The following is a 14,475-nucleotide window of genomic DNA, read 5'->3' on the forward strand; positions in this document are numbered from 1 at the left end:
ACAGTCACGCATTTGTGCCTAAAGTTTATCGTGAGTTGGCCGAAAACAAGGCAAGCGTCCATAAACCCAGAGGTTTTCTGATCATGGTCATCGACTTCAGTCGTTTGAATAATTCCCCGGCCGTCACCGGCGGTGTACGCGGCAGCAATGCCCCTGGCAGCACTGAAAAGCCGGCTGCCAGCCAGGAAACAGTAAAGGGCACGGGTGCAAGCGGAGAAGCCGTGCACCTAAGCCCAGAGGCCCAGCAGTTGCAAAAGATCAGCGACAAGCTGCGCGATGAACCCGTCGTCAACAGCGCCAAGGTAGCCCAGCTCAAACAGGCCATTGCCGATGGCAGCTACCAAGTTGATGCCGGCCGGGTCGCCAGCAAGCTGCTCGATTTCGAAGCACAGCGTTGACCGTCGGGTGCGCTGACTTCAATGGACGCTTGAAAACCGGGAGTTAGCCATGCACGACACCACCCTGCTGCAATTGATCGAACAAGACATCGCCCCGATGCAGGAGCTGCTCGAGCTGCTGCAGAACGAGGCTGTCGCGCTGCACGGTCGCGACATGCAGCTGCTCGAGCAGATCCTGGCGCGCAAACAGTCGCTGATCATCCTGCTCGAACAACACGGCCAGCGCCGTGGCCAGTTGCTGACCGACCTGGGCCTGAGCGCAGACCGCGCCGGCGTACAGGCAGTGGCGGCGCAATCGCCCCACGGTGATGTGATGCTGGAGCGACTCGATACCCTGGCGCAGCTGATGGACGCCTGCCAGCAGGTCAACTCGACCAATGGCCGTATCATTCAGGTCCAGCAACAGGTCACCAACAATCAGGTCCGCATCCTCATGGGCGGCGACTCGCCGTCGCTCTACAACAGCCGTGGCAGCACCTCGCCCCTGACCAAGCCGCGCGCCCTCAGCCAAGTGTGATTTCCCTATCAAGGCACGGCACATACTGGCAAAATGCTGTCAATTACCTGTGTCGCTTTTGCCTGGAGAACGTCAAGCCGTGTTCAATGAATCCGATGCCCCGCAACCGCCCAAGGTGCTGAGCACACCCTTGGAAATTGCGGCCAATTTACGGCAGCTCCAGGAAAGCCACGACCCCCTGATCATCACCTTCCATGACCGAGGCCATCGCTTCCAGAGTTACGTGGTGGACGTGGATCGGGAAAACAATGTGCTGGCGCTTGACGAGCTCATCCCCCGTGACGGTGAGAAATTCATCGAAAACGGCGAGCATTTCCGGGTGGAAGGCTTCCACGACGGTGTGCGCATTGCCTGGGAATGCACCCACGGCCTGCGCATCAGCGAAGTGGACGGTCATCGCTGCTACCGTGGCGGGCTGCCGTTGGAGATGACCTATCACCAGCGCCGCAACGCATTTCGTGCCGCGCTTAAGCTGTCGCAGCTGGTGGACATTATGCTCGATGGCACGCACCTCAAGGGCAACGGTGCCTTGCGTGGCAAATTGCTGGATATTTCGGCTACCGGGTGCAAGCTGCGCTTTGATGGGAATGTCGAGGATCGCCTGCAGTTGGGTCAGGTGTATGAACGCTTCAAGGCCGGCGCACCGCTTGGGTTGGTAGATACCATGGTCGAGTTGCGCCATCTGCATTATGAAGAGCGGATCAATACCACGTTTGCTGGGGTTCGCTTTCATAACCTCAGTGGGCCTGCCCAGCGCAAGGTGGAGAGTTTTGTGTATCAGCTGCAGCGTGAAGCGCGGCGGTTTGATAAGGACGATTATTGATTTTTACAATGGGCGGGAGGGCTGTTGCGGCCTTTCAGCAGCTTGGGTGCTATCACGTAGTTTTGAAGGAATTGTTTGGGCGTTTGGACCTGTGTAGGTATTCATTGGCGAGGGTGGCGTACATTCACCTTTCCGCCCTTACGGCGGCTCACTTTTTGTCTTGTCAAAAAGTGAGCAAAAACCGCCTGCTCCTATCATCCGGCCCCTGCGCTACGCTCCGGGGTTCCCTCGTTCCGGGCTTGCTCCCGGGAGGACCGCGCTGCAGGCCCCATCCTGGGGCCCAGCGCTTGACAGGCATCCATGCCTGTCACCTCCCTTCGCAAGCCCTGCGCTCGGCCTCCTGAAGTCGCGATCTGCGGCGCCTGGGCTACCGTGCGCTTAGAAGCAAGACCAACACAGCCCATGTCTCTGACTTGGTGCTCAAGTTGCTGCCCAAACTTCCAAAATCACACATACCCTCGTCTTGATCCTCAAATCGCACTTACGAGGTGAGGATCCAGACGGTATCTACCTTGGTCCTGTATTGGCTGAGATAGCGGAGGCCTGGCCTTTGCAGAACTAAACGGCCTAGCGCCGCCTCTGAAGGCTAGCCGATTTCCGGGTAGGAGCGGCCTCGTGCCGCGATGGGCCGCGCAGCGGCCCTAGGCGATACGCTGAAATACAGGAATTACTAGGTCGGGATGCGTCGCCTGGCACACGTCACGCTCCACGTGCTCCAACGCGCGTGACGGCCACATTCAAGCCGGCTTATTCCCCTGCACCTCCTCCAGCGGCGGTTCGCCGTCTTTCTCGGCCTCCTCCGTGTCCTCGGCCGCCACCGGCGTCTGCATCACATCCTGCACGGTCTGCTCATCCACACGCGGGTCCAGCGCTGCCGACAGGGGCGAGCCGGCGGCGGGCATGGCGACGTGGCCCAGGGGGGCATCCTGGACCTGGTGCAAGCCGGTGACAGCTTTTGGACGGATGCGCCAGACCAGTACCAGGGCAAAGAACACGAAGAAGGCGTACAACATCTGCACGCCCAGCACTTTCATCAGCACGCCAGCCGCCAGGGGCCCGATGCACGCCCCCACGCCGTAAGTCACCAACAGCATGGCAGTCAGCGAAACGCGGCGCTCGCTCTCCACGTGGTCGTTGGAAAAAGCCACGGCCAGCGGGTACAGGCTGAACTGCAACAGCGATACCACAAAGCCCATGGCGAACAGCAACTCCAGCGGCACGTCGGGCAGGATCGCCAACGGCGCGGCGGCCACGGCCAGCCCCCCTGCGACACTGCGAATCAACACCGCACGGTCGTAACGGTCCGACAACCAGCCCAGCGGCCACTGAACCACCAGCCCTGCAAAAATGCAGCAGCCCATGAACAGACCGATCTGCTCGGTGCTAAGACCCTGGCTGGCGGCATACAGCGGAGCAAGGCCGTAGAACGAGCCGACGATCAGCCCGGAACCCAGCACCGTACTGAGCGACTGCGGCACGCGCTTGATGAAGAACTTGGGCTCCATGGGTGCCGGACGCAGTGGCGCGGGGTGGATGCGGCGGGTCATGGCCACCGGCACCAGGCACAGGGCGAAGCACATCGCGACCAGCATCAGCAGCTCAAGCCCCAGCTCAGGGTGCACCACCAGTATCAGCTGACCCAACACCAGGCCCAGGTAGGACGCGATCATGTACCCGCTGAATACGGCGCCGCGGTACTTCACGTCCGCCTGCTCGTTGAGCCAGCTTTCGATGACCATGTACTGGCACATCATGCCCAGGCCTACGATCATCCGCAGCCCGACCCAGGCCGGCAGCCAGTTGGTCAGGCCGTGCCCGAGCACGGCGGCGCCGACAATACCGGCGCAGGTGGCATAGGCACGTATGTGCCCTACTCGGCCGATGAGCCGGTGGCCGACCTTGCCGCCCACGGCCAGGCCGAAGTAGTTGGCCGCCATCAAGGCACCGACCCACAGGCTATCGACGTTGTCGGCAGCCAGGCGCAGCGCCAGGTAGGTACTGAGCAGGCCCGAGCCGATCAGCATCATCAGTGCAGCGAAATACAACGACTGAAACGGCTTCCAGATAGTGCGCATAAATCCCTTCGGCTCCCGGGTTGAGCTGGCAGTTGTAGGTGCAGAATAAAGGCTAACGCCAAGCGTTGCAGGCCCCGTGCTGCAAAATCGAATGGTCCCTTGCCCATGGCCAGGTAAAAAATGGATCAGGCCAGGCCACAGGGCGTCGACGAGCTTGGACAGCAGTCATTCGCGCAAGGTCATCCCGTTTGCCGGCAATGGCAACGCCGTTTTGTAGCGCACCTGCTTGAGCGCGAAACTGGAGCGAATGTTGGCAACGCCCGGCAGGCGGGTCAGGTAATCCAGAAACCGCTCCAGCGCCTGGATACTGGGCAGTAGCACGCGCAGCAGGTAGTCCGGGTCACCGGTCATCAGGTAGCACTCCATGACCTCGGGCCGCTCGGCGATCTCTTCCTCGAAGCGGTGCAGTGCCTGCTCGATCTGTTTTTCCAGGCTCACATGGATGAATACGTTCACATCCAGGCCCAGCACCTCGGGCGACAACAGCGTGACCTGCTGGCGAATGACGCCCAGCTCTTCCATGGCCCGCACTCGGTTGAAACAGGGCGTAGGCGACAGGTTGACCGAACGTGCCAGCTCGGCATTGGTGATGCGGGCGTTTTCCTGAAGGCTGTTGAGAATGCCGATGTCAGTACGATCGAGTTTGCGCATGAGACAAAATCACCGGTTTATTGTGTTTATGGGGAATGTTTATCTGGCCTGCTTAGCAAAGGCAATCAACTAGAGAGAAATATTCTGCGCCAGGGCAACTAACATGTAGCTAACGCTGACCTGCTGGTCACAAGCCGGCAGTCAGCGGCGACCGCTTCAAAGCTCACAAAAACAAATACCCGAGCGAGCGTAAACAGCATGAACGAGTACGCCCCCCTGCGCCTGCATGTGCCCGAGCCTACCGGCCGGCCAGGCTGCCAGACCGATTTTTCCTACCTGCGCTTGAACGACGCAGGCCAGGTCCGTAAACCACCCATCGACGTAGAAGCCGCCGACACCGCCGACTTGTCCGGCAGCCTGGTGCGCGTACTGGATGAACAGGGCAATGCCCAGGGCCCCTGGGCCGAGGACATAGACCCGCAGATACTGCGCCAAGGCATGCGTGCCATGCTCAAGACCCGCATCTTCGACAGCCGCATGGTCGTCGCCCAGCGCCAGAAGAAGATGTCGTTCTACATGCAGAGCCTGGGCGAGGAAGCCATCGGCAGCGCCCAGGCCCTGGCGCTGAACCGCACCGACATGTGCTTCCCGACCTACCGCCAGCAAAGCATCCTGATCGCCCGTGACGTTTCGCTGGTGGACATGATCTGCCAACTGCTCTCCAACGAGCGCGACCCGCTCAAAGGTCGCCAGTTGCCGATCATGTATTCGGTACGCGAGGCGGGTTTTTTCACCATCAGCGGCAACCTGGCGACCCAGTTCGTGCAAGCGGTGGGCTGGGCCATGGCCTCGGCCATCAAGGGCGATACCAAGATCGCCTCGGCCTGGATCGGCGATGGTGCCACCGCTGAATCGGACTTCCATACCGCCCTCACCTTCGCCCACGTCTACCGCGCCCCGGTCATCCTCAACGTGGTCAACAACCAGTGGGCGATTTCCACGTTCCAGGCAATCGCCGGCGGCGAGTCCACCACCTTCGCCGGCCGCGGCGTGGGCTGTGGCATCGCCTCGTTGCGCGTGGACGGCAACGATTTCGTGGCCGTCTACGCGGCCTCGCGCTGGGCAGCCGAACGCGCACGCCGCGGCCTTGGCCCCAGCCTGATCGAGTGGGTCACCTACCGTGCTGGCCCGCATTCCACGTCCGATGATCCGTCCAAGTACCGCCCTGCGGACGACTGGAGCCACTTCCCGCTGGGCGACCCGATCGCTCGCCTGAAGCAGCACTTGATCAAGATTGGCCATTGGTCCGAAGAAGAACACCAGGCCACCACGGCCGAATTCGAGGCTGCCGTGGTCGCCGCGCAGAAGGAAGCCGAGCAGTACGGCACCCTCGCCAACGGACACATTCCCAGTGCCGCTTCGATGTTCGAGGACGTGTACAAGGAAATGCCGGACCACCTGCGTCGCCAACGTCAGGAACTGGGGGTCTGAAATGAACGATCACAACAGCAGCATCAACCCGGAAACCGCCATGGCCACCACCACCATGACCATGATCCAGGCCCTGCGCTCGGCCATGGACATCATGCTCGAGCGCGACGACAACGTGGTCGTGTATGGTCAGGACGTCGGATACTTTGGCGGCGTCTTCCGCTGCACCGAAGGCCTGCAGAACAAGTACGGCAAATCACGGGTGTTCGATGCCCCGATTTCCGAAAGCGGCATCGTCGGCACGGCCGTGGGCATGGGTGCCTACGGCTTGCGGCCGGTGGTGGAGATCCAGTTCGCCGACTATTTCTACCCAGCCTCGGACCAGATCGTGTCGGAAATGGCGCGGCTGCGTTACCGCTCCGCTGGCGAATTCATCTCGCCGCTGACCCTGCGCATGCCCTGCGGCGGGGGCATTTATGGAGGCCAGACCCATAGCCAGAGCCCGGAAGCAATGTTCACCCAGGTGTGCGGGCTGCGCACGGTCATGCCGTCCAACCCCTATGACGCCAAGGGCCTGCTCATTGCCTCGATCGAATGCGATGACCCGGTCATCTTCCTTGAGCCCAAACGCCTGTACAACGGCCCCTTCGATGGCCACCACGACCGCCCCGTGACGCCATGGTCCAAGCATCCGCAAAGCGCCGTGCCCGACGGTTATTACACCGTACCGCTGGACAAGGCAGTGGTGACCCGGCCCGGCAACGACGTCACGGTCCTCACCTATGGCACAACGGTTTATGTCGCCCAGGTCGCGGCCGAAGAGACGGGCGTCGATGCCGAGGTGATCGACCTGCGCAGCCTGTGGCCGCTTGACCTGGAAACCATCGTCGCGTCGGTGAAGAAGACCGGGCGCTGCGTGGTGGTGCATGAGGCCACTCGAACCTGCGGGTTCGGCGCCGAACTGGTCGCGCTGGTGCAGGAGCATTGCTTCCACCATCTGGAAGCGCCCATCGAGCGCGTCACGGGTTGGGACACGCCCTACCCCCATGCACAGGAGTGGGCGTATTTCCCAGGGCCATCGCGGGTGGGTGGGGCATTGAAAAAGGTCATGGAGGTCTGAATGGGCACGCATGTCATCAAGATGCCGGACATTGGCGAAGGCATCGCGCAGGTCGAATTGGTCGAGTGGTTCGTCAAGGTAGGTGACCTGATCGCCGAAGACCAGGTCGTGGCCGATGTCATGACCGACAAGGCGACGGTGGAGATCCCCTCCCCGGTCAGCGGCAAGGTCATGGCCCTGGGCGGCCAGCCTGGGGAAGTGATGTCGGTCGGCAGCGAGCTGATCCGCATCGAGGTCGAAGGCAACGGCAACCATCTGGATGCCCCGCAAGCCAAGGCGGCTGAAACTCCGCCTGCCAGCCAAGCACCCAAGCAGGCAGCACAGGAACAACCCGTGCCGGCCACCTTGACGCCCGCGGCCAGCCGCCCGGCCGCACCGCTGGCTCCACGCCAGGCCAGCGATAAACCCCTCGCCTCGCCCGCCGTGCGCAAGCGCGCGCTGGATGCTGGCATTGAATTGCGTTACGTGCACGGGAGCGGCCCTGCCGGGCGCATCCTGCATGAAGACCTCGATGCCTTCCTCAGCCAGCCTCAACGCGCCGGTGAGCAGCCCCCCAGCGGCTATGCCAAGCGCACCGACAGCGAGCAAGTCCCGGTAATCGGCCTGCGGCGCAAGATCGCCCAGCGCATGCAGGACGCCAAACGTCGCGTGGCCCATTTCAGCTATGTCGAAGAAATCGACGTCACTGCCCTCGAAGCGCTGCGCCAGCAGCTCAACAGCAAGCATGGCCAGGACCGCGGCAAGCTCACCCTATTGCCGTTTCTGGTCCGTGCGTTGGTCGTGGCACTGCGTGACTTTCCGCAGATCAACGCCACGTACGACGACGAAGCACAGGTCATCACCCGCCACGGCGCGGTGCACGTTGGCATCGCCACCCAAGGGGACAACGGCCTGATGGTGCCAGTGCTGCGCCATGCCGAGGCGGGCAACCTGTGGGCCAATGCAGCGGAAATCGCACGGGTGGCCAATGCCGCTCGCACCAACAAGGCCAGCCGCGAGGAGCTGTCGGGCTCAACCATCACCCTGACAAGCCTCGGCGCACTGGGCGGCATCGTCAGCACGCCGGTGGTCAACACCCCAGAAGTGGCCATCGTGGGGGTCAACCGCATGGTCGAGCGGCCTGTGGTCGTCGACGGTCAGATTATGGTGCGCAAGATGATGAACCTGTCCAGCTCGTTCGATCACCGGGTAGTCGATGGCATGGACGCCGCACTGTTCATCCAGGCCGTGCGAAGCCTGCTGGAACAACCCGCCTGCCTGTTTGTGGAGTGAGCATGCAACCGATCATCGAAACTACGCTGCTGATCATCGGCGGCGGCCCCGGCGGCTACGTGGCCGCCATCCGCGCTGGCCAACTGGGCATCCCCACAGTGCTGGTCGAAGGGCAGGCGCTGGGCGGAACGTGCCTGAACATCGGCTGCATTCCGTCAAAGGCGCTGATTCATGTGGCCGAGCAGTTCCATCAGGCCACCCGTTTTGCCGAGGGCTCCCCACTGGGCATCCGCGTAGCCTCCCCCGAGCTGGACATCCGTCAGAGCGTCGCGTGGAAAGACGGTATCGTCGACCGACTGACCACTGGTGTGGCCGCTCTGCTGAAAAAGCACGGTGTCAAGGTCATCCAGGGCTGGGCGAAGCTGCTCGACGGCAAGCACGTGGAAGTCGACGGTCAGCGCATCCGCTGCGAGCACCTGTTGCTGGCTACGGGTTCAAGCAGCGTCGAGCTGCCCATGCTGCCGCTGGGCGGCGCCGTCATTTCATCGACCGAGGCGCTGACGCCCGCTACGGTGCCGCGCCATCTGGTGGTGGTTGGTGGCGGGTACATCGGTTTGGAACTGGGCACTGCGTACCGCAAGCTAGGTGCGCAGGTGAGTGTGGTGGAGGCCCGCGAGCGGGTGTTGCCCACCTACGACGCCGAGCTCACCGCCCCCGTGGTCGAGTCGCTGAAAAAGCTGGGCATCGCCGTTTACCTTGATCACAAGGTGGAAGGCTATGAACAAGGCACCCTGATGGCCCGGAACAGCGAAGGCTCGCCACTGCGCCTTGACGCCGATAGGGTGCTGGTAGCGGCTGGCAGGCGCCCGCGCACCCAAGGCTTGAACCTCGAATGCCTGGACCTGCGCATGAATGGGGCGGCGATTGCCATCGACGCGCAGTGCCAGACCAGCATGCGCAACGTGTGGGCCATTGGTGACGTGGCGGGCGAGCCCATGCTGGCGCACCGGGCGATGGCCCAGGGCGAGATGGTCGCCGAACGCATCGCTGGCAAGACACGTCGCTTCGAACCGGCCGCCATCGCCGCGGTGTGCTTCACCGACCCGGAAGTGGTCGTCGCTGGCCTGACCCCTGATCAGGCGGTGGCGCAAGGGCTGGACTGCATCGTGGCGCAATTTCCCTTTGCCGCCAACGGGCGGGCCATGAGCCTGGAGTCCAGGACGGGGTTTGTGCGGGTGGTGGCACGCCGCGACAACCACCTCGTGCTGGGTTGGCAAGCGGTGGGCGTGGCCGTCTCTGAACTGTCCACCGCATTCGCCCAATCGCTGGAAATGGGCGCGCGGCTGGAAGATGTGGCGGGCACGATTCATGCCCATCCGACCCTGGGCGAGGCGGTGCAGGAGGCCGCCCTGCGCGCGCTGGGCCACGCACTGCACATTTGACCCCTGGCGCGGCCTGGGGTCGTTGGTCACTGGGCGACGGCGTTCTTGCCTGCGCCCTTGGCCCGGTAAAGCGCCTGGTCGGCGCGCGCCAGCAGGCTGTGGGTGTCATCGCCTTCGCGCCACTGCACTACGCCGTAGCTCAAGGTCAATCGACACTCGCCAATCGGCTCCAACTGCGCCACTACCTGGCGCAGTTGTTCGGCGCAGGCGCAGGCTTGCTCCAGGCTCGTCTGGGGCAGGACCAGGACAAATTCATCACCTCCCCAACGGGCCAGCAAGTCACTTGTGCGCTGGCGCAATCGCAATGCCTCGGCCACACGAATCAAAGCGGCGTCGCCCTGCGCATGCCCGTATTGGTCGTTGATCGGCTTGAAATCATCCATGTCCATAGCGATGACCGACAGTGGCTGCCGAAAGCGCTTGGCCCGCTCGCACTCCTGCCTCAGCACACTCTCCAGCCGATAGCGGTTGGCGATACGCGTCAGGGAATCCCGCTCGGCAAGCTCGCGGTTCTCGTCCAGCTGGCGCTGGAGCTGCTCGTTTACCCAGGACAATTCGCGCGTGCGCTCGGCGACCAGGCATTCCAGCGATTGGTTACGCCGCTCAAGCTGCGCCAGTTGCCGCTTGCCGCTGTCGATGTTGCGATGGGCACCCAGCATGCGTGCCACCGAGCCATCGGGGTTGCGTGCGATCACGTACCCACTGTCCTCGACCCACAGGTAAGTGCCGTCGGCACAGCGGCACCGGTACTCGACCAGGTAACGCTCGTTGCGCTGGTGGATATAGGCATCGAAGTGGGCCATGACACGCTGGAAATCGTCGGGGTGGATCAACCTCTCCCAGGTCAGTACCGAGTTTTCCTGGGAGTGAGGCGTATAGCCGAGCATTAGGTACCAGCCGGGGTTGCGATAGACATAACCCGTGTTGGCATCCCAATCCCAGATACCGTCGCTGATCAGGTCGAACAGCGTCTGAAGCTGCTCTTGGGTAAAACCCGTGGGCACGGGGATGACGTGCTGGTTCATGCAATCTCCTGAATAACCAGCAACTACGCCCCAAGTCCAAGGGCTGCTGAGGTGAAGAAAGACGGCGCTCGCCTTGTGAGGTGAACCGTTAACGGGACTAAGCATAGAAGTACGGACGTAGGGCTGAAATACGTCTTAAGGCGTAGATTTGTAACGGGCGATGAGCGAAGGAGAAGGGAGTGCTGGAGGCACTGGGGAGAAATGGCGTCCCAGGCAGGAATTGAACCTGCAACCTTCCCCTTAGGAGGGGGATGCTCTATCCAATTGAGCTACTGAGACACTGCAACTGGCAGCAGGCGCTGCTCAGCGGGACGGCGTGCATGTTAACCAGCGTGCGGCCGTTTGTCATGTGTTGCAGTGCCATTTGAGCGTAAACCTTTTCCGAAGCCCTAGTACGCCTGGATAACACACTCTTCTCGCAACACTGCCAGCAAGGCCTCGACTGCCGAAGACAGCGTAGTCGAGTTGTCCACCGTTCTTACGCCATCGTCGGCCGTATCGCTCAGACTGACATGCCGAGCCAGACGCTGGTCAATCTCGTTTTGGGTCTCCCGCCCACGGGCCTGCAGGCGCTGACGCAGGATATCGAGACTGACGTCCACACGGATGGCCAGCAAACCAGGGTAGCGAGTACGAGCCTGCGCCAGGTGGCCGCGCGAGCCGTTTACCAGCACCGACCTGCCCTGCTCCAGCCACTCATCTACCTGCCGGGGGATACCGTATTGCAACCCATTGGCCTGCCAATGCATGGCGAATGCGCCTTGCAGCTTCATACGTTCGAACTGCTCGACACTGACACCTACCGCTGCCTCCCCCGTGGCTTCAGGCGAGCGCGTGATGACCCGACGGGCTATTTCGACATGCGCGGCTGCCAGCTGCGGGCGGGCCGCGTCGATCAATGAATCTTTGCCCGCGCCAGAGGGTCCGATCAACAGAATCAGCCTGCCTTTTAGCGGCGAAGCGCAGCTTGCATCATGGTGCATTGCCACTATGCTCTCTGATTAAGAACCTGTGCGTTTGACGCTACTTTCGGCGCAGGTTTCAGGTTTTTTGCAGGATTAGCGGGGATACGTCTGACGTGAGGCCATGACTGGACGTGTGAAAATTTTAACCAGTGCTCATTTCAGACAATTGGTACTGGCATAAAGCCTTTATGCAGATCACTATTTGTCACAGAATTGACGCCAAGGAAACGACAGCATTGAGGCAAGATGAGCGTCCATCTGCACAACCGGTTGAACATTTTGGCGATAAGGCGGTCGTATTTCCACCCCGCGCGGCCAATTTGAGAACCGCTTCCCCTGAACCAAAATCTGGTCAATTTATATGCGCCCAATGAAACAGGCTATTTATTCGAGCCGCACTGCTGACAAGTTCGTCGTTCGCCTGCCAGACGGGATGCGTGAGCGCATCGCCGAGGTAGCACGCAACCACCACCGCAGCATGAACTCGGAGATCATTGCACGCCTGGAACAGAGCCTTATCCAGGAAGGTGCCCTGGGTGAGGAATTGAGCATGCGCCTGGACAGCCCTGAACTGTCATTGCACGAACGCGAGCTGCTGCAGCGCTTCCGCCAGCTGTCCCATCGTCAGCAGAATGCGCTGGTTGCCCTGATTGCCCATGACGTGGAAATGGCTGCTGACGCTTCCTGACGCAAACCTTTGCTGCCATCCACAAAAAAGCCAGCTGATGCTGGCTTTTTTGGTTTTGAAATGGCGGCATCTTCGTTGCCTTTATCATCCAGACAACCGGACGTCACGCACGGCGTAATGCCCCGAGCCGTTAGAGCAAGAACACGGTGGCGAGCCCCAGGAAGATGAAGAAGCCGCCGCTGTCGGTAACTGCGGTGATCATCACGCTCGACCCCATTGCCGGGTCGCGCCCCAGGCGGGTCAGGGTCATCGGTATCAGCACGCCCATCAGGGCCGCGAGCAGCAGGTTCAAGGTCATCGCGGCCGTCATCACCAGGCCCAGCGACCAGCTGCCATAAAGCCAGAAGGCCACCGCGCCGATGACGCCACCCCAGATCAACCCGTTGATCAAGGACACCGCCAGCTCCTTGCGCATCAGGCGCGAGGTATTGCCTGGCGATACCTGGTCAAGGGCCATGGCGCGCACGATCATGGTGATGGTCTGGTTGCCGGAGTTGCCACCGATGCCCGCCACGATCGGCATCAGCGCAGCCAAAGCAACCAGCTTCTCGATGGACCCTTCGAACAAGCCGATGACCCGGGATGCGACGAAAGCGGTAATCAAGTTCACGGCCAGCCACGCCCAACGGTTGCGCAGCGACCGCCAAACTGACGCAAAGATGTCTTCTTCTTCGCGCAGACCCGCCATGTTCAGCACTTCGGTCTCACTCTCTTCGCGAATCAGGTCGACCATTTCGTCGATGGTCAGACGCCCGATGAGCCGATCGCTCTTGTCCACGACTGGTGCCGATACCAGGTCGTACCGCTCGAAGGCCTGAGCCGCGTCGTAGGCGTCTTCGTCGGGATGGAAGGACACGGGATCGGTGGCCATGACGTCGGCCACTTGCTTGTCCGGGTCGTTGACCAGCAGGCGCTTGATCGGCAACACACCCTTGAGAATGCCATCGTGATCGACCACGAACAGCTTGTCGGTGTGGTTGGGCAATTCCTTGAGGCGGCGCAGGTAACGCAATACCACTTCCAGGCTGACGTCTTCACGGATGGTCACCATCTCGAAGTCCATCAGTGCGCCGACTTGTTCCTCGTCATAGCTCAGCGCGGAGCGTACGCGCTCGCGTTGCTGGGCATCGAGGGTTTCCATGAGCTCATGGACCACGTCCCGTGGCAATTCAGGCGCCAGGTCGGCCAGTTCGTCGGCGTCCATTTCCTTGGCAGCGGCAAGCAGCTCGTGATCGTCCATATCGGCGATCAGGGACTGGCGCACGGCGTCTGACACTTCAAGCAGAATGTCGCCGTCACGATCCGAGCGCACCAGCTGCCAGACCGTCAAGCGGTCTTCGAGGGGCAAGGCTTCGAGGATATAGGCGATATCGGCGGGGTGCAGATCATCGAGCTTGCGTTGCAACTCGACAAGATTCTGCCGGTGGACGAGGTTTTCTACCAAGTCGTTGTGTGCACCTTCCTGGCGGTGCGTGACATCTTCAACCAGGCGCTGGCGCTGAAGCAGGTCGACGACCTGGGACAGACGATCCTGGAGGCTTTCTTGCGCTTTCTTTACTTCTACTTCCGTCATAGGCGAACTCCACTCCCAGCCGCGGAGCACGCCGGGGGAATCAATCGATTAGATCTATCTGTACGAAACGGTTTGGGGAGTAACTACTGGGTAAGTCCATGGTGGTGATCCACAAGCCCCGGCGGGGCTGACGGGCGCAATCATACACTGCTCAAGCTGACAGATCGCTTAAATTTTTGGCTATAACAATCGTTTGCGCGTCATTGCTCTGACAACGCATGAAACCATCGGTGCAATGGCATTGGGCGAGGTTGTGCGAGCACCCTGCCAAGCACCTGGCATGCAGGTACAGAGCACCAAAGCCTGCGCGTTAGGGCGTGGCTGTGTAAGCGATTGAATGCGCAAAGCTGGAAAAACAAAAAGCCCGCTCATTGAGCGGGCTTTCTGTTTGGGTATGGCGGACTCAGCAGGATTCGAACCTGCGACCGCTCGGTTCGTAGCCGAGTACTCTATCCAGCTGAGCTATGAGTCCGTTTGGTAGTTTTAGACCAGATTACCACTGGTTTTTGAAGCAGCCTTGATAACAAAACCACTTCGAAAGTGGCGGACTCAGCAGGATTCGAACCTGCGACCGCTCGGTTCGTAGCCGAGTACTCTATCCAGCTGAGCTATGAG

General features: G+C 61.2%; 13 protein-coding genes and 2 tRNA genes. 8 read left to right on the forward strand and 7 right to left on the reverse strand.

Features of this window, described 5'->3' with window-relative positions; all coding sequences use genetic code 11:
• Nucleotides 1-83 precede the first annotated feature (83 nt).
• The 3 genes from flgM to FS777_RS11050 all read left to right on the forward strand — a co-directional run bounded on the left by flgM (nucleotide 84) and on the right by FS777_RS11050 (nucleotide 1,738).
• On the forward strand, nucleotides 84-398 hold the full coding sequence (flgM, locus tag FS777_RS11040; protein ID WP_100852008.1) for a flagellar biosynthesis anti-sigma factor FlgM: 315 nt from the start codon (nucleotides 84-86) through the stop codon (nucleotides 396-398).
• Nucleotides 399-447: 49 nt separating this feature from the next.
• A complete protein-coding gene (locus FS777_RS11045) occupies nucleotides 448-915 on the forward strand; it encodes a flagella synthesis protein FlgN (RefSeq protein ID WP_145255450.1) in 468 nt (155 codons plus the stop codon).
• A gap of 79 nt (nucleotides 916-994) precedes the next feature.
• Nucleotides 995-1,738 carry a flagellar brake protein gene (locus tag FS777_RS11050; protein WP_078478897.1) on the forward strand — a complete coding sequence of 248 codons (744 nt, stop codon included), beginning with the start codon at nucleotides 995-997 and terminating at the stop codon, nucleotides 1,736-1,738.
• A gap of 737 nt (nucleotides 1,739-2,475) precedes the next feature.
• Here FS777_RS11050 and FS777_RS11060 read toward each other — a convergent pair.
• Both FS777_RS11060 and bkdR read right to left on the reverse strand, forming a co-directional pair.
• Nucleotides 2,476-3,813 carry an MFS transporter gene (locus FS777_RS11060; RefSeq protein WP_058637626.1) on the reverse strand — a complete coding sequence of 446 codons (1,338 nt, stop codon included), beginning with the start codon at nucleotides 3,811-3,813 and terminating at the stop codon, nucleotides 2,476-2,478.
• 165 nt (nucleotides 3,814-3,978) lie between these two features.
• Complete coding sequence (gene bkdR, locus FS777_RS11065; RefSeq protein WP_023533792.1) at nucleotides 3,979-4,464, reverse strand: Bkd operon transcriptional regulator BkdR; 486 nt, start codon at nucleotides 4,462-4,464, stop codon at nucleotides 3,979-3,981.
• Between the two features lie 198 nt (nucleotides 4,465-4,662).
• Between bkdR and FS777_RS11070 the strand changes: the two genes are divergently transcribed.
• The 4 genes from FS777_RS11070 to lpdA are packed head-to-tail and all read left to right on the forward strand — an operon-like array spanning nucleotide 4,663 to nucleotide 9,609.
• A complete protein-coding gene (locus FS777_RS11070; protein ID WP_058605562.1) occupies nucleotides 4,663-5,895 on the forward strand; it encodes a 3-methyl-2-oxobutanoate dehydrogenase (2-methylpropanoyl-transferring) subunit alpha in 1,233 nt (410 codons plus the stop codon).
• Between the two features lies 1 nt (nucleotide 5,896).
• A complete protein-coding gene (locus tag FS777_RS11075; protein WP_058637624.1) occupies nucleotides 5,897-6,955 on the forward strand; it encodes an alpha-ketoacid dehydrogenase subunit beta in 1,059 nt (352 codons plus the stop codon).
• A complete protein-coding gene (locus FS777_RS11080) occupies nucleotides 6,956-8,227 on the forward strand; it encodes a dihydrolipoamide acetyltransferase family protein (protein ID WP_145255453.1) in 1,272 nt (423 codons plus the stop codon).
• A 2-nt stretch (nucleotides 8,228-8,229) separates the two neighbouring features.
• Entirely contained in the window at nucleotides 8,230-9,609 is a 1,380-nt protein-coding gene (gene lpdA / locus FS777_RS11085) for a dihydrolipoyl dehydrogenase (protein ID WP_078478899.1), read from the forward strand.
• A gap of 26 nt (nucleotides 9,610-9,635) precedes the next feature.
• Here lpdA and FS777_RS11090 read toward each other — a convergent pair whose 3' ends face one another.
• The 3 genes from FS777_RS11090 to phnN form a co-directional block, all read right to left on the reverse strand.
• A complete protein-coding gene (locus tag FS777_RS11090) occupies nucleotides 9,636-10,634 on the reverse strand; it encodes a diguanylate cyclase (protein ID WP_058637621.1) in 999 nt (332 codons plus the stop codon).
• A 202-nt stretch (nucleotides 10,635-10,836) separates the two neighbouring features.
• A tRNA-Arg gene (locus tag FS777_RS11095) sits at nucleotides 10,837-10,913 on the reverse strand.
• A 110-nt stretch (nucleotides 10,914-11,023) separates the two neighbouring features.
• A complete protein-coding gene (gene phnN, locus FS777_RS11100; protein ID WP_145255456.1) occupies nucleotides 11,024-11,617 on the reverse strand; it encodes a phosphonate metabolism protein/1,5-bisphosphokinase (PRPP-forming) PhnN in 594 nt (197 codons plus the stop codon).
• 343 nt (nucleotides 11,618-11,960) lie between these two features.
• On the opposite strand from phnN, the gene FS777_RS11110 reads away from it, so the two are divergent.
• Nucleotides 11,961-12,287, forward strand: a complete 327-nt coding sequence (locus tag FS777_RS11110) for an Arc family DNA-binding protein (RefSeq protein ID WP_027915923.1) — start codon at nucleotides 11,961-11,963, stop codon at nucleotides 12,285-12,287.
• A gap of 130 nt (nucleotides 12,288-12,417) precedes the next feature.
• Here FS777_RS11110 and mgtE read toward each other — a convergent pair whose 3' ends face one another.
• Nucleotides 12,418-13,860, reverse strand: coding sequence for a magnesium transporter (gene mgtE, locus FS777_RS11115; protein ID WP_058605568.1), 1,443 nt, complete (start codon nucleotides 13,858-13,860; stop codon nucleotides 12,418-12,420).
• Nucleotides 13,861-14,255: 395 nt separating this feature from the next.
• Nucleotides 14,256-14,332, reverse strand: a tRNA-Arg gene (locus FS777_RS11120).
• Nucleotides 14,333-14,475: the final 143 nt, after the last annotated feature.

This window comes from Pseudomonas sp. DE0157 (assembly GCF_007678615.1).
Classification (GTDB): Bacteria; Pseudomonadota; Gammaproteobacteria; order Pseudomonadales; family Pseudomonadaceae; genus Aquipseudomonas; species Aquipseudomonas parafulva_B.

Excerpts from the sequence above, each read along its gene's own strand:
- FS777_RS11075 (WP_058637624.1), top strand. The coding sequence starts at position 5,897 with ATGAACGATCACAACAGCAGCATCAACCCGGAAACCGCCATGGCCACC.
- lpdA (WP_078478899.1), top strand. The coding sequence starts at position 8,230 with ATGCAACCGATCATCGAAACTACGCTGCTGATCATCGGCGGCGGCCCC.
- mgtE (WP_058605568.1), bottom strand. The coding sequence starts at position 13,860 with ATGACGGAAGTAGAAGTAAAGAAAGCGCAAGAAAGCCTCCAGGATCGT.
- FS777_RS11045 (WP_145255450.1), top strand. The coding sequence starts at position 448 with ATGCACGACACCACCCTGCTGCAATTGATCGAACAAGACATCGCCCCG.
- FS777_RS11060 (WP_058637626.1), bottom strand. The coding sequence starts at position 3,813 with ATGCGCACTATCTGGAAGCCGTTTCAGTCGTTGTATTTCGCTGCACTG.
- FS777_RS11090 (WP_058637621.1), bottom strand. The coding sequence starts at position 10,634 with ATGAACCAGCACGTCATCCCCGTGCCCACGGGTTTTACCCAAGAGCAG.
- bkdR (WP_023533792.1), bottom strand. The coding sequence starts at position 4,464 with ATGCGCAAACTCGATCGTACTGACATCGGCATTCTCAACAGCCTTCAG.
- flgM (WP_100852008.1), top strand. The coding sequence starts at position 84 with ATGGTCATCGACTTCAGTCGTTTGAATAATTCCCCGGCCGTCACCGGC.
- FS777_RS11080 (WP_145255453.1), top strand. The coding sequence starts at position 6,956 with ATGGGCACGCATGTCATCAAGATGCCGGACATTGGCGAAGGCATCGCG.
- FS777_RS11110 (WP_027915923.1), top strand. The coding sequence starts at position 11,961 with ATGCGCCCAATGAAACAGGCTATTTATTCGAGCCGCACTGCTGACAAG.
- phnN (WP_145255456.1), bottom strand. The coding sequence starts at position 11,617 with ATGCACCATGATGCAAGCTGCGCTTCGCCGCTAAAAGGCAGGCTGATT.
- FS777_RS11070 (WP_058605562.1), top strand. The coding sequence starts at position 4,663 with ATGAACGAGTACGCCCCCCTGCGCCTGCATGTGCCCGAGCCTACCGGC.